The 22872-nt window shown below is 75.8% G+C and carries 20 protein-coding genes; 11 read left to right on the forward strand and 9 right to left on the reverse strand.

The features are described from left to right. The first annotated feature begins 31 nt into the window (after positions 1-31). On the forward strand, positions 32-1378 hold the full coding sequence (locus ABZ945_RS17175; protein ID WP_361269711.1) for a S1 family peptidase: 1347 nt from the start codon (positions 32-34) through the stop codon (positions 1376-1378). Between the two features lie 42 nt (positions 1379-1420). Here the strand turns inward: ABZ945_RS17175 and ABZ945_RS17180 are convergent, their stop codons facing one another. From ABZ945_RS17180 to ABZ945_RS17190, 3 genes are all read right to left on the reverse strand, one after another. After that, entirely contained in the window at positions 1421-2221 is an 801-nt protein-coding gene (locus ABZ945_RS17180) for a sortase (protein ID WP_361269714.1), read from the reverse strand. Between the two features lie 114 nt (positions 2222-2335). Further along, complete coding sequence (locus tag ABZ945_RS17185; protein WP_361269716.1) at positions 2336-2593, reverse strand: WhiB family transcriptional regulator; 258 nt, start codon at positions 2591-2593, stop codon at positions 2336-2338. Positions 2594-2889: 296 nt separating this feature from the next. Further along, positions 2890-5457, reverse strand: a complete 2568-nt coding sequence (locus tag ABZ945_RS17190) for a hypothetical protein (RefSeq protein WP_361269719.1) — start codon at positions 5455-5457, stop codon at positions 2890-2892. A 367-nt stretch (positions 5458-5824) separates the two neighbouring features. Here ABZ945_RS17190 and ABZ945_RS17195 point away from each other — a divergent pair, with 367 nt between their 5' ends. Beyond that, positions 5825-6628, forward strand: a complete 804-nt coding sequence (locus ABZ945_RS17195) for a VOC family protein (RefSeq protein WP_361269722.1) — start codon at positions 5825-5827, stop codon at positions 6626-6628. A 39-nt stretch (positions 6629-6667) separates the two neighbouring features. On the opposite strand, the gene ABZ945_RS17200 is transcribed toward ABZ945_RS17195, so the two are convergent. Then, a complete protein-coding gene (locus tag ABZ945_RS17200; protein WP_361269724.1) occupies positions 6668-7648 on the reverse strand; it encodes a helix-turn-helix domain-containing protein in 981 nt (326 codons plus the stop codon). Positions 7649-7775: 127 nt separating this feature from the next. Between ABZ945_RS17200 and ABZ945_RS17205 the strand changes: the two genes are divergently transcribed. Continuing rightward, positions 7776-8699 carry an NADP-dependent oxidoreductase gene (locus ABZ945_RS17205; RefSeq protein WP_361269893.1) on the forward strand — a complete coding sequence of 308 codons (924 nt, stop codon included), beginning with the start codon at positions 7776-7778 and terminating at the stop codon, positions 8697-8699. Positions 8700-8822: 123 nt separating this feature from the next. Here ABZ945_RS17205 and ABZ945_RS17210 read toward each other — a convergent pair whose 3' ends face one another. Further along, complete coding sequence (locus ABZ945_RS17210) at positions 8823-9932, reverse strand: galactosyldiacylglycerol synthase (RefSeq protein ID WP_361269727.1); 1110 nt, start codon at positions 9930-9932, stop codon at positions 8823-8825. A 275-nt stretch (positions 9933-10207) separates the two neighbouring features. Between ABZ945_RS17210 and ABZ945_RS17215 the strand changes: the two genes are divergently transcribed. The 7 genes from ABZ945_RS17215 (at position 10208) to ABZ945_RS17245 (ending at position 18848) form a co-directional block, all read left to right on the forward strand. Further along, the gene (locus tag ABZ945_RS17215) at positions 10208-10993 is read left to right on the forward strand and encodes an SDR family NAD(P)-dependent oxidoreductase (RefSeq protein ID WP_361269730.1); all 786 of its coding nucleotides are present in this window, start codon (positions 10208-10210) and stop codon (positions 10991-10993) included. A 4-nt stretch (positions 10994-10997) separates the two neighbouring features. After that, positions 10998-11903 carry a DMT family transporter gene (locus ABZ945_RS17220; RefSeq protein WP_361269733.1) on the forward strand — a complete coding sequence of 302 codons (906 nt, stop codon included), beginning with the start codon at positions 10998-11000 and terminating at the stop codon, positions 11901-11903. Continuing rightward, positions 11900-12652, forward strand: a complete 753-nt coding sequence (locus ABZ945_RS17225) for a polysaccharide deacetylase family protein (RefSeq protein ID WP_361269735.1) — start codon at positions 11900-11902, stop codon at positions 12650-12652. Before ABZ945_RS17220 ends, ABZ945_RS17225 begins: the two co-directional genes overlap by 4 nt. Before the next feature lie 70 nt (positions 12653-12722). After that, the gene (locus ABZ945_RS17230; RefSeq protein WP_361269738.1) at positions 12723-13349 is read left to right on the forward strand and encodes an alpha-ketoglutarate-dependent dioxygenase AlkB; all 627 of its coding nucleotides are present in this window, start codon (positions 12723-12725) and stop codon (positions 13347-13349) included. A gap of 266 nt (positions 13350-13615) precedes the next feature. Then, on the forward strand, positions 13616-16285 hold the full coding sequence (locus ABZ945_RS17235) for a SpoIIE family protein phosphatase (protein ID WP_361269741.1): 2670 nt from the start codon (positions 13616-13618) through the stop codon (positions 16283-16285). A 73-nt stretch (positions 16286-16358) separates the two neighbouring features. Continuing rightward, a complete protein-coding gene (locus ABZ945_RS17240) occupies positions 16359-17108 on the forward strand; it encodes a class I SAM-dependent methyltransferase (protein ID WP_361269744.1) in 750 nt (249 codons plus the stop codon). 234 nt (positions 17109-17342) lie between these two features. Further along, complete coding sequence (locus ABZ945_RS17245; RefSeq protein WP_361269746.1) at positions 17343-18848, forward strand: DUF6056 family protein; 1506 nt, start codon at positions 17343-17345, stop codon at positions 18846-18848. Here ABZ945_RS17245 and ABZ945_RS17250 read toward each other — a convergent pair. The 3 genes from ABZ945_RS17250 to ABZ945_RS17260 form a co-directional block, all read right to left on the reverse strand. Further along, a complete protein-coding gene (locus tag ABZ945_RS17250; RefSeq protein ID WP_361269749.1) occupies positions 18823-19290 on the reverse strand; it encodes a GtrA family protein in 468 nt (155 codons plus the stop codon). The two genes, ABZ945_RS17245 and ABZ945_RS17250, sit on opposite strands and share 26 nt — an antisense overlap. Next, the gene (locus ABZ945_RS17255) at positions 19287-20309 is read right to left on the reverse strand and encodes a glycosyltransferase family 2 protein (protein WP_361269752.1); all 1023 of its coding nucleotides are present in this window, start codon (positions 20307-20309) and stop codon (positions 19287-19289) included. The genes ABZ945_RS17250 and ABZ945_RS17255 overlap by 4 nt, the downstream gene beginning before the upstream one ends. A gap of 371 nt (positions 20310-20680) precedes the next feature. Further along, complete coding sequence (locus ABZ945_RS17260) at positions 20681-20869, reverse strand: DUF2795 domain-containing protein (RefSeq protein ID WP_361269754.1); 189 nt, start codon at positions 20867-20869, stop codon at positions 20681-20683. Between the two features lie 335 nt (positions 20870-21204). Between ABZ945_RS17260 and ABZ945_RS17265 the strand changes: the two genes are divergently transcribed. Then, positions 21205-21483: a DUF5133 domain-containing protein gene (locus tag ABZ945_RS17265; RefSeq protein WP_361269756.1), complete on the forward strand. Its 279-nt coding sequence runs from the start codon at positions 21205-21207 to the stop codon at positions 21481-21483. Positions 21484-21855: 372 nt separating this feature from the next. Here ABZ945_RS17265 and ABZ945_RS17270 read toward each other — a convergent pair whose 3' ends face one another. Continuing rightward, positions 21856-22803 carry a MurR/RpiR family transcriptional regulator gene (locus ABZ945_RS17270; RefSeq protein ID WP_361269758.1) on the reverse strand — a complete coding sequence of 316 codons (948 nt, stop codon included), beginning with the start codon at positions 22801-22803 and terminating at the stop codon, positions 21856-21858. Positions 22804-22872: the final 69 nt, after the last annotated feature.

A 22872-nucleotide genomic window follows, 5' to 3' on the forward strand; every position in this document is an offset into this window, starting at 1 on the left:
GGAGTCCGAACCAGCGGCAGGAGCGGTGGAGTTGAGTCACAGGCGGATACCCAAGCGGAAAGCGGTACTGGCGGGTGCGGGAGCGGTGGGAATCGCCGCGGCGGCGATCCTGCTGCCCCAGGCGAACGCCTCCCAGTCCGGCCAGGACGACGACCGGCCGACCGTCCGGACCATGACCGCGGCCTCGGCCGCACAGACGGCCAAGCAGCTCGCCGGCTCCCTCGGCGACTCCTACGGTGGCGCCTACTACGACGCCGGCACCCGCCGGCTGGTGGTCAACGTGGCCGGTAAGGACCCCGCCCTCGCCGAACGCGTCAAGGCGGCCGGGGCCGTCGCGAAGACCGTACGGAACGGGGCGGCCGCGCTGGCCGGCGCCACCCGCACCCTGTCGGCCAAGGCGGGGGTCCCCGGCACCGCCTGGGCCGTCGACCCGCGCACCAACCAGGTGCTGGTCACCGCCGACCGCACGGTCACCGGCGCCCGCTGGGACCGGCTGGAGTCCACCGTCCGGGGGCTCGGCGAGGGCGTGGCCGAGATCCGCAGGTCGAAGGGCGAGTTCCGGCCCTTCGCCGATGGCGGGGACGCCATCTTCGGCGGCGGCGCCCGCTGCTCGCTCGGCTTCAACGTGACCACCTCGGACGGCGCCCGCGGCTTCCTCACCGCCGGGCACTGCACGGTGGCCGCCCAGCAGTGGTCCGACGGGAACGGCGCCGTCCTCGGCTCGGCCCAGGAGTCCGTCTTCCCGGGCGAGGGCGACTTCGGACTGGTCACCTACGACGACCCGGCCGCCGAGGCGCCCGACGAGGTGGACCTCGGCGACGGGCAGCGGCTGGCCATCAGGGGCGCGGCCGAGGCCGCGGTCGGCCAGCAGGTGTTCCGGATGGGCAGCACCACCGGCCTCCGCGACGGTCAGGTCACCGGGCTGAACGCCACTGTCAACTACCCGGAGGGCACGGTCACCGGCCTGATCCAGACCGATGTCTGCGCCGAGCCCGGCGACAGCGGCGGCTCGCTCTTCACCCGTGACGGGGACGCCGTCGGCCTCACCTCCGGCGGCAGCGGTGACTGCGACGCCGGTGGCGAGACCTTCTTCCAGCCGGTGACCACCGCCCTCGCCGCGGTCGGCGCCACCATCGGCGACGGCGAGCAGCCCCCGGGCCAGGGCCAGGGCGGCCAGGAGGGCCAGGACCAGGGCGGTGCCGGTGAGGAGGACCAGGGGCAGGGCGGCCAGGATCAGGGAGGCCAGGACCAGGGCGGACTGGGGCAGGGCTCCGAGGAAGGGGCCGGCCAGGACCAGGAGGCGGGCGCTCAGGGCCAGGACGCCGGCGGCCAGGGCCACGAGAGTGGCCAGGGTGACCGGGGCGCCGATCTCCCCTGACGCCCGTGGCGACCGCTCCCGCGCCGGTGCGGCGTACCCCGGCTAGGCCTTCTTCGAGGAGACCAGCACGCCGATCTTGTCGATCCGGTGCTCCGGATTGCCCTTCTCGTCCCGCCAGTGGTTGCCGGCCGCGTCGTCCTCCGGCGTGGCGCAGGTGGAGAGGGTGATCATCGCCCGGGTGGCCCGCTCGCCGGGCTCGCCCGGGACGGCGGCCCGTTGCTCGGCCAGGGAGCGCTCGGAACGGAAGGAGGTCTGACGGGTCTCCGTGATCCGGTACGCGTGGACCGTGCCGCCGGAGGTGACCCGTACCGTGTCGCCGGGCCGGAGCTCGGGCAGAGCGCGCAGCGGGCCCCCGGCGGACAGGCGGTGCGCGGTGACCAGGTAGTTCCCCACCTCGCCCGGGCCCACTCCGCCCTTCTCCCCGTACGGGCTGGCGGCCACCCCGCGGTCCTGGATCCTGGTTCCGGGCCAGTCGTCGGTGGTGCCCTGGTAGGGGACCACCCGCAGCTCCTCGACCCCGATCGACGGGATGGCCAGGACCGCGGGCCGGGTACGCGCGGGATCGTCCGGCGCCGGCTCGGCGGTGACCGGGGGCGGCCGGTTGTCGGAGGCGGTGCCCGGCGGCTCCGCGGTGGCGCTCGCGACGGCCGGGGGTCTTGCGGTGGTGCTCGCGAGGGCCGGGGACGCGGCCGGGGAGACGACCGAGGTGGCGGAGGGTGCCCCGGCGGGGCCGGCGGACAACCGCTCGGCGGCACCGCCGCCCCCGACGGCCCCGCAACCGGCGAGCAGCAGGGCGGCCGCGCTCAGCACGGCGGCCGCGGGGGCGGTACGGGGTCTGGGCATGGGGCTCCGGAAGGGTCGATGACCGTCAGACCACCGTAAAACGCCCGCAGCCGCCCTGGCCAGCCTCGATCGGGGCACCGTCCGTCACACCCGGTGACCGCCCCGCGGCCGGAGTCAGGCGTGGCTGCGCTGCCGCCGCCGCGCGGTGCGCCGCTTCAGGGCCCGGCGTTCGTCCTCGGTCATCCCGCCCCAGACCCCGGCCTCCTGGCCCGACTCGATCGCCCACTCCAGGCACGATTCACGCACCGGGCAACGCCGGCACACGCCCTTGGCCTCCTCCGCCTGGAGCAGCGCGGGACCCGTGTTCCCGATGGGGAAGAACAGGTCGGGGTCCTCGTCGCGGCAGACGGCCCGGTGGCGCCAGTCACTCATGGAACTCTCCTGGTTCGTCGGGGTGGTGGACTGGATTCGTCCTTTCGGGTCGCCGCTGAACGGAGGATGAAACGGACTTGTGCCCGCCAATCGCCGCCGGCCCCGCGTCTCCCGCCCGCATCGGCCGTCAAGTGCGCCTGCTCACAAGGTAGTTGGCGACGAGGTTGAGGAGCTGATTTCACCCCCCGCGCGAGGAACGCCGAACACGCCGACGGGAGCCGCTCGGTCGAGCGGCTCCCGTCGTGGCGGAGCTTCCTCGGCTCGCGGTGGTCCGCGAGGGCGCGGAACCCGGTCCGTCAGGCCTCCTCGGCCGGGTCGGGCTCCCGGCGCTGCCGCAGCAGGACCCTGCCCGCCATCAGCACCACCAGCACCGAGGCGACCAGCGCCGCCGTCCCGGACCAGGCGAACGCCGCGCCCACACTCCGTTCGAGCAGCGCGAAGGTGTCCGCACCGGCCACCGTGTGCACCAGGAACACCCCGACCGCCGTCACCGCCGAGGCCATCCAGGCGCGCGCCGACTCCCGCATCACCAGCACCACCGCGGTCACCATGCACAGCGCGGTCACCGCCAGCGACACCATGCCGCCGCCGCCCGAGCGCACCCCCGCCAGATCCACCGGCAGATGGATCAGCCCGCACGCCAGCAGCGCCGCCGCGGCCGGCCAGCGCAGAGCGCTGTGCCCGGCCCGCCCGGCCCGGTCCGCGGGCTCCTCGGGGACGAGGACCTTCGGCTCCGCCGGGGCCGCCGAGGCGGTGACCGAGCGCGGCGGGCGGACGTTGGGGTTCTCCGGTACGTGGACCGAGGGGGCCGAGGCCGCCGCGGCCGGCTTCGCCGCGGTGGCGGCCACCGGTTCGGTGGGCGGTGCCGGAGGCACGGCCGCCGCCGGCTCGGGTGCCGGAGCCGCGCCCGGACCCACCGGGTCGACGACCGGCTTCCCGGCGGCTGCCCCGCCGCCCTTCGCGGTGCCCAGGATGCTCACCAGCTGCACCACGTCCTCGATCGGCCGGCCCACCGCGGCCGCCCGCAGCGTGGTGTCGGACTCGTCGATCGGGTGGCCGGCCTCGTTGAGCATGGCCACCAGCTGCCGGACCTCCTCCAGCGGCCGGGCCACCGCGGCCGCGCGCAGCGCCTCGTCGCCCGGATTGGACACGGCCCCGGTCCGCTTGAGCATGGTCACCAGCGCGGCGACCTCCTCCAGCGGGCGGTAGGTGGCCGCCGTCCAGATGATCGTCCTTATGCGCTCGTCGCTCATCTCGTCCACGTCACCGGAGTCCGCGAGGCCGACGAAGTCGGCGACGGCCCGGGCCGCGTCATCCGTCCCGCCCGCCGCGCCACTCCCGGGCACCGGGGCCGCCGCGTCGTCGGCCGCGTTCCCGGCGGCCCGGTGCGCGTCCGTCTCATACGCCCAGGGCTCGCGGGCACCGCCTTCGTCCGGACGGCTCTGGTGCGCGCCGCTCTCGTGCACGGCGGGGCTGTCCGCGTCGGACCCGTACGCGCCGGGCTCGTGCGGACCGCTCTCGTACGCGTCGGGCTCGCCGGTACGGCCCTGGTGCGCACCGCTCTCGTCCGCACCGGGCCGGTAGGTGCCGGGCTCCTGCGCACCGCCTTCGTACGTGCCGCTCTCGTCCGCACCGGCCCTGCGCGCATCCGGCTCGTGGACGGCGGTCCGGGGCGCGGCGGCCTCGTATCCGCCACCGGCCTCGAACCCGCCACCGGTCGCGTACCCACCGGCCGAAGGCCCACTGCCCCCGTCCCCAGCACCCTCCTGGGCGCCGCTCGGCACCGGCGCGGGGGTCGGGGGAGTGGTGGCGGTGGCTCCGTCGCGCGGCCCGTCCGGAGGGGCGGTACCGCCGGCCGCGCCCAGGTCGGCCGTGAGCGGGGCGAATCCGGGCGTCCCGCGGGTTCCCGCGGAGGCAGTCTCCTCGTACCGCGACGCGGTCGGATCCGTTCCGGCGACCGGGTCCGGCGCCGTGCCGGCACCGGCTGCCGGGGCCGCCGGGCGCGCCGTGGCGGCACGCCCGGCGTCCGGGGCTCCGTCCGGGTACGGCAGGCCGGAGCCCGCAGTCCCGTTCCCGGGGTGCCCGCCGAGCCTTGGCGCCGCCTCGCGGGGCGGCGGGTACTCGGGGCGGCCGGCCGGGGGCACCGGCTCCAGCGGCGGGCGCCGGTCGGGGCGCACCGCGGACTGCCGCAGCGCGACCTCCACCGAGGGCGCCGAGAACTCCGCGGGCACCGCCGCCGAGGGCGGCTCCATCAGCGGGTCCGGGCCCAACGCGGCCTCGAACGCGGCCTGTTCGCCCGGCGTGAGGGCGTCGAAGGGGGCGGCGCTACGCGGGCCCGCCGCGCGCTCGGGCGGCAGGACGAAGGTCCTCGGCTCCCGTGCCGTGAACCGGTCGCCGACCCCGGAGCGGGGCTCCGTCCCGGGCTCCTGCGGCAGCGGTCGGCCGGGCTCCCACGGCAGCCGGCCGGCCGGGTCGTTCGGGAAGGGGTCCACCGGTCCGCCGGGCGCGGGGCTTCCCGCCGGGTCGCGCGGGAACGGGTCGGCGGGGCCGTACGGGAAGGGGCCCGCGGGCTCGTACGGAGCCTCGGCGGGCGGCATCACGCCGTACGCCGGGCCGGTGACCGACCGGGTGTCACCGGCCGGCTCCGGCGCGCCCGCCGGGACGAGCGCCTCCGCACCCGGGTACGCCGCGGCCCACGCGGTGCCGGGCCCTCCCGGCTCCTGGGGCGCGATCCGCTCGGGTCCGCTCTCCTCCCGCCAGTGGCCGACGTCCGCGCTGCCCGCCGCCGCGGCGCCCCGCGGCGGCGCGGCCGTCGGGGGCGGCGGTGGGGTGAACGGCGGGTACGACGGCAGGGCCGGTCCCACGTCGGGCGGCCTGGACCGGTCACCGGGTCCTGGATTCGGGGGAGTTGTGGGATCTTCGGTGGTCATGGCGTGGCTCCGTTCGCCGGACTCCGGTGAGGCACACACCGTGTCGCCTGTTCCGCGCTCTACTGGCGCGCGGTCTGCACCATCTAAAGGACATCCGCGAAGATTGCGCCATCCGGGAAGCGCGGATGGGGGAACCCCGTCCACCGTCGCGGCACCGGCCGTTTCGCGGGGCCGCACCGTGCGCGTTCTACTGGAAGGGGCGCCCGCCGGACCCCGCCACGGCACCGGCCGCCCGCCCGCCACACCGGAAGTCCGCCCCGGAAGCCCCCCGCTGGTCCCGCACACACCGGAGGTTCACGCCATGCTGACGACCCGTCCCGTCCCCGGCACACCCAACTGGATCGACCTCGGCTCACCCGACATCGACGCCAGCGTCGCCTTCTACGCGGCTGTCTTCGGATGGACCTACCAGTCCGCCGCGCCCGGCGGCGACGGTGGCTACGGCTTCTTCCAGCGGGACGGCGGCATCGTGGCGGCCGTCGGCCCGCTCAGCGAGCACGGGGCCACCCCCTCCTGGACGGTCTACTTCCACACCTCCGACGCCGACGCCACCCGTCGGGCCGTCGAGCAGGCCGGCGGTACCGTCCGCACGGAGCCGGACGAGGTCCCGGGCGCCGGCCGACTGGCCGCCTTCACCGACCCCACCGGCGCCGACTTCGCCGTCTGGGAGCCGGGCGGCATCACCGGTCTGGACACCGTCATGGAGCCCTGCACCCTGATCTGGACGGAGCTGTACACCACCGACCTGGCCGCCGCCCAGGAGTTCTACCGCTCGGTGTTCTCCTGGACGTACCAGGAGATGGACGCCGGCGACGGCTCGACGTACTCCCTGCTCTCCGCGCCCGGCGGAGGCGACGGCGAGGACAGCGCCCACGGCGGGGTGCTCCAGCTCGGCCCGGAGCACCTGGCCGCCGGATCGGGCTCCGAGTGGCACCCCTACTTCGGGGTCCGCGACTGCGACGCCGCCTTCGCCGCCGCCACCGGCCACGGCGCCGGCACCCTCATCCCGCCCATGGACGTACCCGGCGTCGGGCGCCTGGCCATGGTCAAGGACCCGGCCGGTGCCGTCTTCGCCCTGCTCAAGGGCGACCCGTCGATGACCTGAGCTCCGGCGCCGCCGGGTGGGTCTTGACCTCGGAGGCGGTCAGTCGCCGGCCAGGACCAGCCCGTCGGTGCGGAAGGTGCGCCGGTAGGCGATCGGTGAGACGCCCAGGGTGCTGCGCATGTGCTGGCGCAGGGAGTTCGCCGAACCGAACCCGGCCCGGAGGGCGACCAGATCGACCGCCAGGTCGCTGGTCTCCAGCAACTGGCGGGCCAGGTCCAGCCGTTGCGCGGTCAGCCACTGGACGGGCGTCATCCCCACCTCGTCGCGGAACCGCCGGCTGAAGGTGCGCACGCTCATCCGCGCGTGCCGGGCGAGCCGGTCCACCGACAGCGGGCTGTCCAGCCGCTCCATCGCCCAGGCCCGGGTCGCCGTGGTGGTGGCGACCGTGGGCTCGGGCACCGGCCGGTCGATGTACTGGGCCTGGCCGCCGTCCCGCCACGGCGGTACGACACACATCCGGGCGGCCCGGTTGGCGACCGCGGTGCCATGGTCGCGGCGGATCAGATACAGGCAGAGGTCCACCCCCGCGGCCACCCCGGCGGAGGTGAGCACATGGCCGTCCTCCATGAACAGCACGTCCTCGTCCAGCACCACCCGGGGGAAGGCCCGGCGGAACTCGGGCGCCGAGTACCAGTGGGTGGTGGCGCGGCGACCGTCCAGCAGCCCGGCCGCGGCCAGGACGTACGAGCCGGTGCAGATGGAGACCAGCCGGGTGCCGGGCCGGATCCGGGCCAGCGCCTCGGCGAGTGCCGCCGGCAGCGGGGCGCCCTGGGTCAGCTCGTCCATGGCGTGGGTGGGCGGCACCACCACGGTGTCCGCCCGCTCCAGGGCCTCGGGACCCGCCGTCACCGCCACGGTGAAGCCGGCGTCGCTGGTGACCGGGGCACCGTCGGCGGTGCAGACGGTCACCTCGTACAGCCGGCGGCCCGTCTCGTCCCAGGCGTTGCCGAGGACGCGCGAGGGGATGCCCAGCTCGAACGGGGGGACGCCTTCGAGGGCGAGGACGGCGACACGGTGCATGGCCGAATTCTGTCACATAGTGGCCGTTCGGCCAGCACCGTACCGGCCCCGCTCCACCGATGCTGGAGGCACGCCGCCGGAACGAACCGGTGGCGACCGACATCAGGAGGAACCAGCCATGCCTGCCATGCGTGCCGTCGTCGTCAGCGAGTGGGGCGGCCCCGAGGTGCTCGTCGAGCGCGAGATCGAGCGACCCGAACCGGGCTTGGGCGAGGTGCTGGTACGGGTACGCGCGGCCGGGGTCAACCCGGCGGACTGGAAGACCCGGGCGAGTGGCGCGCTGGTCGACTGGGCCGAGACCCCGATCGTCGGCTGGGACGTCTCCGGCACCGTGGAGGCGGTCGGCCCCGGCGTGACGGTCCTGCGCCCCGGCGACGAGGTCTTCGGCATGCCGAGCTTCCCGAAGCAGGCCGGCGCCTACGCCGAGTACGTGACCGCCCCCGCGCGCCACTTCGCGCCCAAGCCGGCCGCGCTGAGCCACGAGGAGGCCGCCGCGCTGCCGCTGGCCGCGCTCACCGCCTGGCAGGCGCTGGTGCACACCGCCCGGGTCTCCCCGGGGCAGCGGGTGCTGGTGCACGCGGCGGCCGGCGGTGTCGGGCACCTGGCGGTGCAGATCGCCAAGGCGCGCGGCGCCTACGTGATCGGCACGGCGAGCGCCGCCAAGCACGAACTGCTGCGTTCCCTCGGCGCCGACGTGCTGATCGACTACCGGGCCGGCGCCTTCGAGGACGCGGTCGGTGAGGTGGACGTGGTGCTGGACAACGTCGGCGGCGACACCGGGTCCCGCTCCCTGAAGGTGCTGCGCCCCGGCGGCCATCTGGTGACCCTGCCCAGCCCGGACGACGTGCCCGGCGAGGCGGACGGCGTCCGCACCGACTGGATGCTGGTGGAGCCGGACCACCAGGGCCTGCTGGAGATCGCCGCCCTGGTGGCGGAGGGCCGGCTGCGCCCGGTGGTCGACACCGTGCTCCCCCTGTCCGAGGCCGCCAAGGCCCACCAGCTGGGCGAGCAGGGCCGCACCACCGGCAAGATCGTCCTCACCGTCGACTGACCCGGACGGCTGCCGTACCGGTACGGGGTCGGGGTCGGCCCGCCCCTCCCCGTACCGCTGCCGTCGCGGCCGTACGACGCCGGTGGCCCAGCCGGGGCTTCCGGGCCCACCACCCGCCGCACCTCAACCCGTGGCGGGCGCCCCCGCCAGCCGGGCCACCGCGGCCGCCGCGTCCTCCTGGAACAGGGCCGCCCCGGCCCGTACCAGGCGGTCGCGGGGCGGGCCGGGTGGGGCCAGGGTGGCGACGGCGGTCAGCAGGGCGGGCAGGCCGGGGGCGTACACCGTCAGGCCCTCCGCGGCCATCTCCCGTACCCCGGCCGCGCCGTGCCCGGCGATGGGGCGGAAGCCCACCACCGGCAGCCGGGCGGCGAGGGCCTGCACCGCGGTCTGCCCGGCCGCGTTGTCCACCAGCACCCGCGCCGCGCCCATCAGGCCCGGCAGATCGTGCGCCCAGCCCAGGGCCAGCACCCCGGGCAGCCGGCCGGCGCGCCGCCGCAGGCCCTCATCGCGTCCGCAGAGCAGCACCGGCAGGCAGCCGGCGCCCGCCAGGGCCCGCGCCGCCGGGAGCAGTCCGGGGCCCACCCCCCAGGCCCCGGCCGAGAGCAGGACCACCGGACGCCCGGCGGCCCGGGCGATGGCCAGCCGGGCCGCCGGGCCGGGCGGCCCGGACCGGCCGAACGCGGGCGGCACCACCGGACCGGTGGCCAGCGCCGGCCGCCCGGTGCCCGCCCGCACCCGCCGGGCCACCGGCTCGCTCACACAGAGGAAGAGGTCGTTGCCCGGGGCCGGCCAGGCCCGGTGCACCGCGAAGTCCGTGACATACACCGCGCACGGCACCTCCAGCGCCCCGCGCTCCCGCAGCCGGCCGGTGATCTGCCCGGCCAGATGGAAGGTGGAGACCACCACATCCGGCCGCCACCGGTCCACCAGCGCGCGCAGCGGACGCTCGGCGAGCGCCGCCAGCGGCCCGGTACCGGGCCTGCGCCGCCGACCACCCGCCCGCGCCGGGGCCAGGAAGACCCGGTGGACCAGCGCGTACACCCAGGGCACCCGCCGCACCGCGCACCGGTAGAAGCCGCGCAGCGCGGGCCCCGTGCCCGGCGGCAGCAGCGTCAGCACATCCCGCACCAGCACCTGGTGCCCGGCCGCCCGCAGCCGCCGGGCCAGCTCCCCGGCCACCGCGTCGTGCCCGGCACCCATACCGGCGGTCAGGACCAGGCATCGCCGCCCCATCAAAGGCCCCTTCGCTCGGCCGTCGCGCCCGTCGCGCGGCAGGACCCGCCAGCGTGGGGACCGGTGCCGCCCGGCGCCGCCCGGAGGGGCCGACCGCCAGCCGTTCGGGTGGGTACGCCATCCGTTCGGGCCAGCGGCCTCCTCCGCCTTCCGCCGCCGCCTCCGCGAGGCGGTCCCGAGGGGAACAGGGCACCACGCGGACCCCGCCGAGAGGCGGAGCCGCCGGAAACCGGGACGCTGGAAGGGCACGGCCGTCGACAGCCCGGAGGTCCGCCATGCCGCCCACGCACCCCCGTACGGACCCACCGTCCGCCATCCGGCCGGTGGCGCTCGTCACGGGAGCGTCCTCCGGGATCGGCGCGGCCGTCGCCGACCGGTTCGCCGCCGACGGGCGCTGCCGGCTGCTGCTCGCCGGACGGGACGAGGCGCGGCTCGACGCGGTGGCCGCGCGCACCGGCGGCACCGCGCTCCCCGGCGACCTGGCGGAGAGCGCGGGCGTGGCGAAGCTGGCCGCCGACGCGCTCGACCGGGCCGGCCGGGTCGACGCCCTGGTGGCCGCCGCCGGAGTGGGCTGGGCCGGGCCGGTCGGCGCGATGCCCGAGGAGGCGGTGGACCGGCTGGTGGCCGTCAACCTCACCGGTGTACTCCACCTGGTCCGGCTGCTGCTCCCCCCGATGGCCGAACGCGGCACCGGGCAGATCGTCCTGATCGGCTCCATGGCCGGGCGGGTCGGCGTGGCGGGCGAGGCGGTGTACGCCGCCACCAAGGGCGGACTGCTGGCCTTCGCCGACAGCCTGCGCTGCGAACTGGCCGGCACCCGGGTCGGGGTGACGGTGGTGCTGCCCGGCGCGGTGGACACGCCGTTCTTCGGTCGGCGCGGCGTCCCGTACCACCGCGAGCACCCCCGCCCGGTGCCCGCCGCCCAGGTCGCCGACACCGTGTGGCGGGCCGCCGTACGGGGCCGCGCCGATGTGTTCGTCCCCGCCTGGCTGGGCCTGCCCGCCCGGCTGCACGGGGCGGTCCCGGGCTTCTTCCGGGCCATGGCCAAACGGTTCGGCTGACCCCGTGCTCGCCCTGTCCATCGGCCTGGCGCTGCTGGCCGCCCTCGGCAACGCCGGAGCCTCCGTCCTCCAGCGGCGCGCCGCCGCCGAGCTCGGCCCCGACCCGGCCGGTGCCGCCCACGGCTCCTGGCTCACCGGTCTGGTGCACCGTCGGGTGTGGGTGTGGGGCGCGGCGCTACTCGGCGTCTCCGGGGTGCTGCAGGCACTGGCGCTGGCCACCGGGCCGCTGTCGGTGGTGCAACCGGTGATGAGTACGGAGCTGATGTTCACCCTGGTCGTCGGCGGCTTCGTGTTCCACCGCCGCCCCGACGCCCGCACCCGCTGGGCGTTCGCCGCGATGGCGGTGGGCCTCGGCGCCTTCCTCGCGCTGGCCGACCCCACCGACGGGCGCGCCACCGTGCCCATGGCCGCCTGGCTCTGGACGGCCCTGGGCGCCGGCCTCTTCATGGCGGTGCTGGGGGCCGTCTCGACGCGGCTGCCGCCCTCCGCGCGGGCCGCCGTGCTGGGCACCGCCACCGCCACCGGCTTCGCCGTCACCGCCGCCCTGCTCAAGGACGCGCTGGGCCGACTGCCGGACGGGGTGGACGCCGTGCTCACCAGCTGGATGCCGTACGCGGCGATCGTGGTCGGCCTCGGCAGCTTCCTGCTCCTCCAGGTCACCCTGCGGGCGGGCAGCCTGGTCGCCTCGCAGCCGGCACTCACCCTGGGCGACGCGCTGCTCAGTGTGGTGCTCGGGGTCTGCCTGTTCGCCGAGGACGTCCATCTGGGCTGGCGGGTGGCCCCCGAGGCGCTGGCCCTCGCCCTGCTGGTGGCCGGCTGCGTCCAACTGGCCCGCTCGCCCCTGGTCACCGAGGACTCCGCCGCCCCCGGCGAGGAGGCCGACCCGACCGCCCGCCAGGACCACTGGTGAGAGCCGCCAGCCCCGCACACCGGTCCGCGGCCGGCAGAACCGCCCTCGGCAGCGCGGCCCTGCTCGCCGTGGCCGCCGCGCACATCGGGCCGGCCGCGAGCTGGCTGCCCGGGCCGCGGGCGGTGCTGTGGCCCGCGCTGGACGGCCGGGGCGACCCTGGGCGGGTGGCGCTCACCTTCGACGACGGCCCCGACCCGGAGAGCACCCCGCACTTCCTGAGCGCCCTGGACGGCCTCGGGGTCCGGGCCACCTTCTTCCTGCTCGGGGAGCGGCTGGCCCGCCACCCGGAGCTGGGCCGGCGGATCGCCGCCGAGGGCCATGAACTCGCGGTGCACGGCTGGCTCCACGAGCGGCCCTGGCGGCCCCGCCCGGTGGCCGACCGGCGGGAGGTGGCCCGGACCGCGGCGCTGGTCGCCGAGGCGGCCGGGCGGTGGCCGCTCTGGTACCGCCCGCCCTACGGCATCCTCACCGGCGGCCGCTGGGCCGCCGCCCGGGCCGCCAGGCTGCGCACGGTGCTCTGGTCCGCCTGGGGGCGGGACTGGACGGCCGAGGCCACCGCCCACGGGGTCCGCGCCGAGGTGGCCCGCTCGCTGCGCGGCGGCGGCACCGTGCTGCTGCACGACACGGACGCCACCAGCGCCCCCGGCTCCTGGCGGGCGGCCCTGGGCGCCCTGCCCGGGCTGATCGCCGACTGCCGCGCCCGGGGGCTGGAGGTGGGCCGACTGAGGGACCACCAGGCCCCCGTATGACCCGAACGGCCCCGGCCGGGCGAACGCATCGATTAGCTCGTACGTTCGAATGCGGAGGTACGCTGGGAGCATGCCGGCGCACCTCCAGAGCTCCCTGTTCGACCAGACCGACGAGATCCGCCTCGGCCCCCTCGCCGGGATCCGCCGCACCGACCTCGGCCGCGGGGCCTGGATCGATCTGCTGCCCGGCTGGCTGAGCGGCGCCGACGCCCTCTACGAGCGGCTCGCCGCCGAGGTCCCCTGGCGGGCCGAACGGCGCCGGATGTACGACGCCGAGGTGGCCGTGCCCCGGCTGCTGGCCTTCTACCGGGCGGCCGACCCGCTGCCGCACCCCGTGCTGGACGAGGCCCGCTCCGCGCTCAGCGCGCACTACGCCGCCGAACTGGGCGAACCGTTCACCACCGCCGGGCTGTGCCACTACCGCGACGGCCGGGACAGCGTGGCCTGGCACGGCGACCGCGTCGGCCGCGGCGGCCGGGAGGACACCATGGTCGCCATCCTCTCCGTCGGCGAACCCCGCGACCTGGCCCTGCGCCCCACCGGCGGCGGCCCCGCCCGCCGGGTCCCGCTCGGCCACGGCGACCTGATCGTGATGGGCGGCTCCTGCCAGCGCACCTTCGAGCACGCCGTCCCCAAGACCCGGCGCGGCGCGGGCCCCCGCGTCAGCGTCCAGTTCCGCCCGCACGGAGTGCGCTGATCCCGGGGTGTTTCCCCGGCGTTGCCCGGGGTGTTTCCCGGCATCGCCCGGAGCGTTTCCCGCGCCCCGGCCGCCGACAGCGGGCCGTACCCGTCCGGGCACCGAGGGCGACTCATGGTCGCGGTGGGCCGAGCGGTGTTAGAAAGGGGATCGTGGCCCCCTTCTTCGACCGACTCCGCGGCAGTTCGGTTCGGTCACCGGCCGACCGGCGCGGACGCCGCCCGCGGAGCGTCGCGGGACAGGTCTTCCTCCTGCAGGTCACCCTCGTGGTCCTGCTGGTACTGGGCGCCGTCCTGGCACTGGTCCTCCAGTCGCGCGGCGACAGCGACCGGGAGGCCCGCAACCGCTCCGTCGCGGTCGCCGAATCGTTCGCGCACGCCCCCGGCATCCGCGAGGCGCTCCAGGACGACGACCCCAGCGCCATCCTCCAGCCGCTCACCGAGAGCGCCCGCAAGGCGGCCGGGGTGGACTTCATCGTCGTCATGAACACCCGAGGCATCCGCTACACCCACCCCCAGCCCGAACGCATCGGCGGGCGGTTCGTCGGCACCATCGAGCCCTCCCTGCGCGGTGAGGTCCACGTGGAGAGCGTCGACGGCCCGCTCGGCGAGGAGGTCCAGGCCATCGTCCCGGTCCGCGGGGACAAGGGAGCCGTCGTCGGACTGGTCTCCGCCGGACTGGAGGTCCGCAACGTCACCGGGGTGGTCAACCGCCAGCTGCCCGTCATCCTCGGCACCGCCGCCGCCGGCATGGCCATCGCCACCGCCGGCAGCGCCCTGGTCGCCCGCCGGCTGCGCCGCCAGACCCACGGCCTCGGCACCGCCGAGATGACCCGGATGTACGAACACCACGACGCCGTTCTGCACGCCGTCCGCGAGGGCGTGGTCATCGTCGGCGGCGACGGCCGGCTGCTGCTCGCCAACGACGAGGCCGAACGCCTCCTCGGCCTGCCCACCGACGCCGAGGGCCGCGCCATCCGCGAGCTGCCCGGACTCGACCCCGTCATGGCCGAACTCCTCGGCTCCGGCCGGGTCGCCACCGACGAGGTGGTCCCCGCCGCCGACCGGCTGCTCGCCGTCAACCAGCGCCACACCGACCGGCACGGCGGCCCCGCCGGCACCGTCGCCACCATCCGCGACACCACCGAGCTGAACGCGCTCACCGGCCGCGCCGAGGGCGCCCGCCGCCGGCTCAACCTGCTGTACGACGCCGGCGTCGGCATCGGCACCACCCTGGACGTGGTCCGCACCGCCGAGGAGCTCGCCGACGTCACCGTCGGCCGGTTCGCCGACTTCGTCACCGTCGACCTCGCCGACCCCGTACTGCGCGGCGAGGAACCCACCGGCACCGCCGCCGACATGCGCCGCACCGCCGTCGCCGGGGTCCGCGACGACCACCCGCTCTACCCGCGCGGCAAGATGATCGGCTTCGTCCCCTCCACCCCGCAGGCCCGCGGCTTCGGCACCGGCCGCGCCGAACTCGTCCCGTACCTCTCCGAGGCCCTCGGCTGGCACGCCCAGGACCCCGAGCGGGCCGCGCAGATCGTCGACTTCGGCATCCACTCGCTGATCGCCTGCCCGCTGAAGGCCCGCGGGGTGGTGCTCGGCGTCGCCAACTTCTGGCGCATGGAGCGCCCCGAACCCTTCGAGGGCGAGGACCTCGTCCTCGCCGAGGAACTGGTCGCCCGCGCCGCCGTCAGCATCGACAACGCCCGCCGCTACACCCGCGAGCACGCCATGGCCGTCACCCTCCAGCGCAGCCTGCTGCCCCGCGCGCTGCCCGAGCAGAGCGCCCTGGAGGTCGCCCACCGCTATCTGCCCGCCCAGTCCGGCGTCGGCGGCGACTGGTTCGACGTCATCCCGCTGCCCGGCAGCCGGGTCGCCCTGGTCGTCGGCGACGTCGTCGGACACGGACTGCACGCCGCCGCCACCATGGGCCGGCTGCGCACCGCGGTGCACAACTTCTCCACCCTCGACCTGCCGCCCGACGAGCTCTTGGGTCGGCTGGACGACCTGGTCGGCCGCATCGACCAGGACGAGGAGCAGCCCTACCAGGACGGCGCCGACTCGACCGGCCTGGACGCCGCCGACGGCGGCACCGGCATGGTCGGCGCCACCTGCCTCTACGCCGTCTACGACCCGGTCTCCCGGCGCTGCCAGCTGGCCCGGGCCGGCCACCCGCTGCCCGCCCTGGTCCACCCCGACGGCCGGGTCGAGTTCCCCGACCTGCCCGCCGGGCCGCCGCTGGGCCTGGGCGGCATACCGTTCGAGACCACCGAACTGGAACTCGCCGAGGGCAGCCGGATCGCCTTCTACACCGACGGCCTGGTCGAGGACCGCACCCGGGACATCGACGTCGGCCTGGACCTGCTCGCCAAGGCCCTCGGCCGCCCCGCCGCCACCCCCGAGGAGACCTGCCGCATCGTCCTGGACGCGCTGCTGCCCGCCCACCCCAAGGACGATGTGGCGCTGCTCGTCGCCCGCACCCGGGTCCTCGGCCCCGATCGGGTCGCCGACTGGGACGTGCCCGCCGAACCGGAGGCCGTCGGCCGCATCCGCGCCGCCGCCATGGCCCGGCTGGCCGAGTGGGGACTGGACGACCTCGGCTTCGCCGCCGAACTGGTCCTCAGCGAACTGCTCACCAACGCCATCCGCTACGGCGCCGCCCCCATCCGCGTCCGGCTGCTGCACGACCGCGGCCTCACCGTGGAGGTCGCCGACCGCTCCAGCACCTCCCCGCACCTGCGCTACGCCGCCAGCACCGACGAGGGCGGCCGCGGACTGTTCCTCGTGGCCCAGCTCGCCGACCGCTGGGGCACCCGCTACACCCCCCAGGGCAAGGTCATCTGGGCCGAACTCGCCGCCCCCGGCCCCGGCGGATCCGCCGCCGCCGACGGCGCCCTGCCCTTCGACATCATGAACGCCGGCATGATCTGACGACCGGCCGGCCGCGGAGGAGCAGGTCGAAGACCGGGGCGGCCGACCGGGCCCGGACCGTAGGCTGACCGCCATGCCCCGCTCGAACGGATCCGGCCGCACCCTCCCCGGCACCCTCCTCCTCCAGCGCGCCCGCCAGGCGCTGTCCTCCACCCGCCGCGGCTACGACCTGCTCGCCCCCACGTTCGACCGCACCGCCTACCGCACCCCCGGCCCCGTCCTGGACGCCGTCGCCGAGGCCCTGCGCCCGCACGGGCCCTTCCGCACCGGACTGGACCTGTGCTGCGGCACCGGAGCGGGCATCGGCGTGCTGCGCGGGCTGTGCACCGACCGGGTCACCGGACTCGACTTCAGCGACGGCATGCTGCGGCGCGCCCGCGCCAACCACCCGCCCACCCGCTCCGGGCCCCGGCTGCACTGGGTACGCGGCGACGCCCGCGCCCTGCCGCTGAGCCCCACCGCCGACCTGGTGGTCAGCTTCGGCGCCTTCGGCCACTTCCTGCCCGCCGAGCGGCCCGGGCTGTTCGCCGAGGTCCACCGGGTGCTGCGGCCCGGCGGCCGGTTCGCCTTCCCGGTCGCCGCACCCCCGCCGGTCGGCTCCGCCCCCTACTGGCAGCTGTGGGGCTTCGACACCGCGATGCGGCTGCGCAACCTGGTGTGGCGGCCCCCGTTCACGATGTACTACCGCACCTTCCGCCTCCCCGACGTGGCCCGGGATCTCCAGGCCGCCGGGTTCACCGTGGAGCTGGCAGCCCTGGAGGCGCTCGGCCGCCGCCCCGACGGCTCACCCCGCTGCCGGCTGGTCACCGCCCACCGCCGCTGACCGCCCCCGACACCCGGGACACCGTGCCCGCCGATCCGCCGCCTGGGCGGCGACCGGTTGCGCACCCGTGCCCGGACCGGTCCAGTGGGAGACCGGTGGACGACCCGGCGGGTGAGCCGGTGGGTGAGCACGGCGCGTGCGCCGAAATCACAGCCCGGGCACACAACGCGAAGGGCCGGAAACCCCTCTTGGGTACCGCAAACGGAGGTTTCGGCGAAAGGCAGTGGAGAAGACATGGCCGTCGGCGCATCGAGTGTCACCGTCCCGAAGGACCCGGGCGAGGGACCCGCGCCCGGGCCCGGCCCGGACGGCGGCACGCGCTCCCTGCCCGGCCGTCTCTGGCCGTACGCCCTGGCCGCCCTGCCACTCGCCCTGCTCGCCGCCGCCGCCTACCTCGGCCGGTACGTCCGGCCCAGCGCCGACGAGTGGTGCTTCCTGCCCGTCGTCCGCGACGAGGGCATGCTCGGCCTGGTCCACAAGTTCTACTTCACCGACAACGGACGGGTCGGCAACGGGCTGCTGGTCGGCGCCTACGCCGAGTTCCCGGTCGCCGGGCACCAGTGGTACGGGCTGGTCAGCGGCGTCCTGGTGCTCGGGCTGCTGTGGGCGCTCACCTCGCTGGTGCTGCGCCGGGCGGGCCAGTCGGTGCCGCGGGGCGTCCCCCTGCTGGCCGCCGCCATGGCGACCGCGGCCATCCTGTTCGCCACCCCCAACACGTACAAGACCTTCTACTGGCCGGCCGCCTCCGTCTCGCACACCGTCGCCCCGGTGCTCGCCGCCGCCGCGGCCATCCCGCTGCTGCGGGCCTCCGGGCGGCGCGGCCGTACGGTCGCCCTGGCGGTGGTCTTCGCGGTCGGCGTCTTCATGGGCACGCTGTCCGAAGAGGCCTCGGTCGTCGCCCTGGTGGTGCTCGCCGCCCTCGTGCTGCTGGCCCACCGGCTGCTGGTCGCCCCGGTCCGGCGCTACGCCCGGCTCTGGGCCGCCGCCGGGATGGCCGGGGTCGCGGTCGGCACCCTCATCCTGGTCACCTCGCCCGGGTCCCGGCACCGGCGCTCCCGCTTCGGCGCCGACTCCGCCTCGATGCTGGCCCCGGACACCCTGATCGACGCGGCCAAGGCCTTCGTCCACATCCTCGGTACGGTCCTGACCACCTGGACCTACCTGGGCGCCGTCGCCGCCGGTGTGCTGGTCGGCCTGCTGGCCCGCCCCCGGCCGGGCGCCCACCGGGTCCTGGAGCCCGCCCGCCCCGGGCTGCTGCTGGGCGCCGGAGCCCTGGTCTTCCTGGTCAGCGGCTATCTCTGCACCGTGATCACCTACCCGGTGTTCGGTGCCCGGGTCATCACCACCGAGCGGACCTGGAACGACTATCTGATCGTGTGGGTGGTGCTGCTGGTCGCGGCCGGCGCCCTGCTGGGCCGGGCCCTGCGCCGGCACGGGGCGGCCGGCGCGCTGCCCGCCGCGCTCGCCGCCGCGCTGTGCGCGGTGACCGTGGTGGGGCTCGCCCTGCCGCTGTCCGAGCTGGGCGGGAAGATGCGGGTACGCGCCGAGCGCTGGGACCGCCAGGACGCGGTGCTGCGCGCGGGCGCGGCGGCGGGGGAGCGGGTCATGCCGTACACCCCGACCAAGGTGGGCTCGATGCTGGAGCCCTTCGCCGCGGGCGGCAAGCGGATCTGGCCGGCGCAGTGCGTCGCCGACTACTACCACCTGGACAAGGTCACTCGCGGGACGCGGCTTCCCTGACCGGCTCGGCGGGGGAGGGGGCCGGCCGTTCACGGCCGGCCCCGCGCCGCCCGCCGCCCGCGCCGCTGGTGATGGCCCACCGGGCCAGCAGGAAGGACAGCGGGGTGACCGCGACACCGGCGGCCAGCGCGGCGATGTTCTCGTCCATCCCCAGCCGGCTCACGCCCAGGTGGAGCAGCACCCCGCTGCCGACCAGGTTGACCGCGCCGGACAGCGGATAGCGGGCCAGCCCGCGCCAGGTGGGGCGGGTGCGGACCATCAGATACGAGTTGAGCAGGAACGAGCCGAGCACACTGACCGTGTAGCCCACGGCATGCGCGGCCAGATACGGCCACCAGATGTTCAGCGTGGCGTACACCGCGTAGTAGACGGCGGTGTTGACCAGTCCGATCAGCGCGAAGACGGCGAACTGGCGGACGGTGGCGGCGGAGACGGTCCTCACGGCTTGGGCCGCGCCCGTCCCGCGGCCTCCAGCCGCGCCTCGGGGCGCCCCGAGAGGGTACGCGCCGGGCGGCGCTCCTCCCGCCGCACCGTTCCGGTGGACCCCTCGGTCTCCCGGATCACATAGTGCGGCCGGCGCTTGGCCTCGTGGTAGATCCGGCCCACGTACTCGCCGATCACCCCGAGGATCGCGATCTGGATGCCGCCGAGCGCCACGATGGCGGTGATCAGCGTCGCGTAACCGGGCGTCTCCACCCCGTCCAGCAGCACGTTCGCCACGATCCACAGCGCGTAGAGCACCGCGGAGAGGAACAGCCACAGCCCGGCGTGGATGGCCAGGCGCAGCGGGCGGCTGTTGAAGGACAGCAGCCCGTCGATGCCGTAGTTGAGCAGATGGCGGCCGCGCCACTTGGAGGTGCCCGCGGCCCGCTCCACGTTCCGGTAGGCGAAGTTCACCGTGTCGAAGCCGATCCAGGAGAACAGCCCCTTGGAGAAGCGGTTGCTCTCCGGCAGCGCCAGCAGGCAGTCCACCGCGCGCCGCGACAGCAGCCGGAAGTCCCCGGCCCCGTCCGCGATCTCCACGTCCATGAAGCGCCGCACCAGCCGGTAGTAGGCCCGGCTGAACGCCTTGCGCACGGCTCCTTCACCGGTCCGGTCGCGTACGGCGACCACCTGGTCGTAGCCCTGCCGGTGCAGCTCCAGCATGCGCGGCACCAGCTCCGGCGGGTGCTGGAGGTCGGCGTCCATCAGCACCACCGCGGCCCCCTTGGCCATCCGCATGCCCGCCAGCAGTCCCGCCTCCTTGCCGAAGTTGCGGCTGAAGGAGGTGAAGCGCACCCGCGGGTCCGCGGAGGCGAGCGCGCGCAGCCGCTGGACCGTGCCGTCCCTGCTGCCGTCGTCCACGTAGCAGACCTCGAAGGACACCCCCGTGGGTGCCAGCGCGTCGAGCAGCGCGGTGTGGAAGGCGTCTATCACCTCGCTCTCGTCGAAGCACGGGACGACGACCGAAAGTTGGACCATGGGCTGGCTCACTCCAGGAGTGGGATCGGGGCCACGGCCAGGACTTTCCGGGCCTGCCACTGGAAGAGGATGGCCGCGTGCCGGACCGGGTTGCCTGCCGCGGTGCCCGACTTTTCCGACTTTCCCGAGCGAGTCGGCTCATCCCGCCCGTGCCGGGAACCCCCGGCGGCCCCTCCAGCCCAGCCCTGATCGGCCCGTTCCACCGCCCGGCGTCGTCCGTCCGGGTGAGGTGCGGTGGAGCGCGCCCCGGCCGGACGCGGACCGCCCCGCCGCCCGGGAGGACCGGTGCGGCGGGGCGGGATGAGCCGGTACGGCGGCGGGCCGCTCAGCGAGGCTCGGCCCCGGCCGGCGGCTCGGCCCGTACGCGCGGCTCAGCCCTTGCCGACCTCCTTGTTGACGGCGGCGGGGGAGTCGTACTCCTTGTCGGGCAGCGAGCCCAGGGCGTCCATGACCTCCTGGCCGGCCTGGTGCTTCGACGCCTGCTCGACGATGTCCTCCTTCGATGCCGGGTAGTTGACGCCTCCGAGGGCCTTCTGCATCTCAATCGGGTTCACAGCCATGGTGCGATGCGTACCACCGGCCCCCAGGCGCGATACCGGCGCCGGGCAGCGTCACGACAACGGAGCAAGGCGCCCGCGCGGGGGACCGCTTCTGCCCGTACGCAGCGTGTCCACGCAGAGCGGATCCGTCACGGTTGCATCACAATGTCGTGTGAGGGCCGGAAGGCGCGGGCACACCCATGTGCGGGAGGGCGGTCCCCGGTCCGGGGCCCGGCCCATCGCCCGGCTCCAGGAGGACGGTCCGGTGGCGGCAGCCGCCCGCGGTGTACGCGGCCCCGCCACGGCGCCGGCTTCCCCATCCGTAGCCCCGTGGCGTGGGAAAGGCAGGTACGTTCATGCTGTTGGCGCATCCCGCTGTGCTTCGCGAGCTCGTCGCCCGTTACGAATCCCTCTGCACCGCCGCCCAGGGGCTGGTCCTGGCGCCGGAGATGCAGCGCCGGCTGGACGATGTGACGTACACGCTCTGTGTGACCACCGGAACGCGGGACCTCGACCATGCGCTGGCCTCCGCCCGCGCCCGACTCGCCGCCACGGCCGCCGCCACGGTGGCCGCGCCGGACGTCCGTGTGAGCGCCACCCCGCTCGCCCCCGCCGTGGTCGCCCCCACGGGCTGACGCCGCTGCCGGCGGAGGGATGTTTTCGGCGGCCCCGGCCCAGGGGTTGACCGGGGCCGCCACGGGGGCTCGCACAAAGGCGGGCTCCCGGCCAGGCACCGGACGGCACGAGGAGGGAGTGCCGTGCACGGTGCTCTGTACCTGCCCCTCGGGGGAGAGGCACGGTTCGTTCCCGGCGCGTTGCGCCGGGGTGTGTGAGCAGTAAATATATTTACCGTCGAGTAAGCAAGGGCATGAAAAATTTCATGCCGACGAAGGGCGTGAAAACGGCCGAAAATCCTCTTGATACCGGCCTCTCGGATGGATTTCCCGCCCTGCGCCGCCTGCCTCACGGGGTCCGTGGGAGCCAGGGGAGCCGTGGGACCCCGGGGCCTACTCCTCCAGGAAGAAGTCGTGCTGCTCCGCGGCCTGCTCGTACTTCTCCAGCCGCCGCTGGGTGCGCTCCGGGCTGGCGTCCGCCATCGCCTGGAGCAGCGAGGCCGCCAGCAGCCCCGGTGCCGCGTACGAGTCGAAGACCAGCCGCGACCCGGTCCCGGCGGTGAGCGTCACATCGGCCTCGTCCACCAGCGGGCCCAGCGCCAGGTCCGTGATCAGGGCCACCCGCTGCCCGCTGCGCCGGGCCGCCCGCAGCGCCGCCAGCGTCTCCTTGGCGTGCCGCGGCATCGCGAACGCCAGCACCCAGCCGCCCCCCGCCTCACCCGACTGGAGCAGCGCGTCGTACGCCACGCTCCCGCCCCGGGTCACCAGCCGCACATCGGGGTGGATGCGCCGGGCCGCATACGCGAAGTACTCGGCGAGCGAGGCGGAGATCCGCAGCCCCACCACCGTCAGCGGCACCGAGGCGGCCAGCTCCCGCCCCACCGTGACGATCGGCCCGGGATCGGCCACCAGCCGCCGCAGCTGCTCCAGGTTCTCGATCTCGGCGTCCACCGCGGCCTGCAACTCGTTGCGGCGCGGCTCCTCACGGGCCGCGTCGGGCGCGGCGGCCACCGCGCTCAGCGCGATCGGCTGGAGCGCCTCGCGCAGCGCCGGATAGCCGCTGTACCCCAGCGACGTCGCGAACCGGGTCACCGAGGGCTGGCTCACCCCCACCCGCTCGGCGAGGTCGGTGATGGAGAGGAACGCGGCCTCGGTGAGGTGGTCGATCAGATACTGCGCGATACGGCGCTGGGCGGGGGAGAGCCGGTGCTCGCCGAACAGCGCCCGCACCCGGGCCGGCGGGTCGGCCGGGGGAGCGGGGGGCGGGGCCTTCGCCGCCGGGCCGGCCCGGCCCGGTCTGATCGCCGCCGACTGGGCGCGTGCCTGCTGACCTGATGGCACCGGTGTGCCTCCTTCTCGTCCCGCTCGTGCTCAACATAGTCCACCTGGCCCGGCGCCCCCCCCGAGCTC

It is taken from the genome of Streptomyces sp. NPDC046887 (genome assembly GCF_040644755.1).
GTDB lineage: Bacteria > Actinomycetota > Actinomycetes > Streptomycetales > Streptomycetaceae > Streptomyces > Streptomyces lichenis.

Excerpts from the sequence above, each read along its gene's own strand:
- ABZ945_RS17200 (WP_361269724.1), bottom strand. The coding sequence starts at position 7,648 with ATGCACCGTGTCGCCGTCCTCGCCCTCGAAGGCGTCCCCCCGTTCGAG.
- ABZ945_RS17185 (WP_361269716.1), bottom strand. The coding sequence starts at position 2,593 with ATGAGTGACTGGCGCCACCGGGCCGTCTGCCGCGACGAGGACCCCGAC.
- ABZ945_RS17245 (WP_361269746.1), top strand. The coding sequence starts at position 17,343 with ATGGCCGTCGGCGCATCGAGTGTCACCGTCCCGAAGGACCCGGGCGAG.
- ABZ945_RS17210 (WP_361269727.1), bottom strand. The coding sequence starts at position 9,932 with ATGGGGCGGCGATGCCTGGTCCTGACCGCCGGTATGGGTGCCGGGCAC.
- ABZ945_RS17205 (WP_361269893.1), top strand. The coding sequence starts at position 7,776 with ATGCGTGCCGTCGTCGTCAGCGAGTGGGGCGGCCCCGAGGTGCTCGTC.
- ABZ945_RS17255 (WP_361269752.1), bottom strand. The coding sequence starts at position 20,309 with ATGGTCCAACTTTCGGTCGTCGTCCCGTGCTTCGACGAGAGCGAGGTG.
- ABZ945_RS17240 (WP_361269744.1), top strand. The coding sequence starts at position 16,359 with ATGCCCCGCTCGAACGGATCCGGCCGCACCCTCCCCGGCACCCTCCTC.
- ABZ945_RS17260 (WP_361269754.1), bottom strand. The coding sequence starts at position 20,869 with ATGGCTGTGAACCCGATTGAGATGCAGAAGGCCCTCGGAGGCGTCAAC.
- ABZ945_RS17215 (WP_361269730.1), top strand. The coding sequence starts at position 10,208 with ATGCCGCCCACGCACCCCCGTACGGACCCACCGTCCGCCATCCGGCCG.
- ABZ945_RS17195 (WP_361269722.1), top strand. The coding sequence starts at position 5,825 with ATGCTGACGACCCGTCCCGTCCCCGGCACACCCAACTGGATCGACCTC.
- ABZ945_RS17265 (WP_361269756.1), top strand. The coding sequence starts at position 21,205 with ATGCTGTTGGCGCATCCCGCTGTGCTTCGCGAGCTCGTCGCCCGTTAC.
- ABZ945_RS17180 (WP_361269714.1), bottom strand. The coding sequence starts at position 2,221 with ATGCCCAGACCCCGTACCGCCCCCGCGGCCGCCGTGCTGAGCGCGGCC.
- ABZ945_RS17230 (WP_361269738.1), top strand. The coding sequence starts at position 12,723 with ATGCCGGCGCACCTCCAGAGCTCCCTGTTCGACCAGACCGACGAGATC.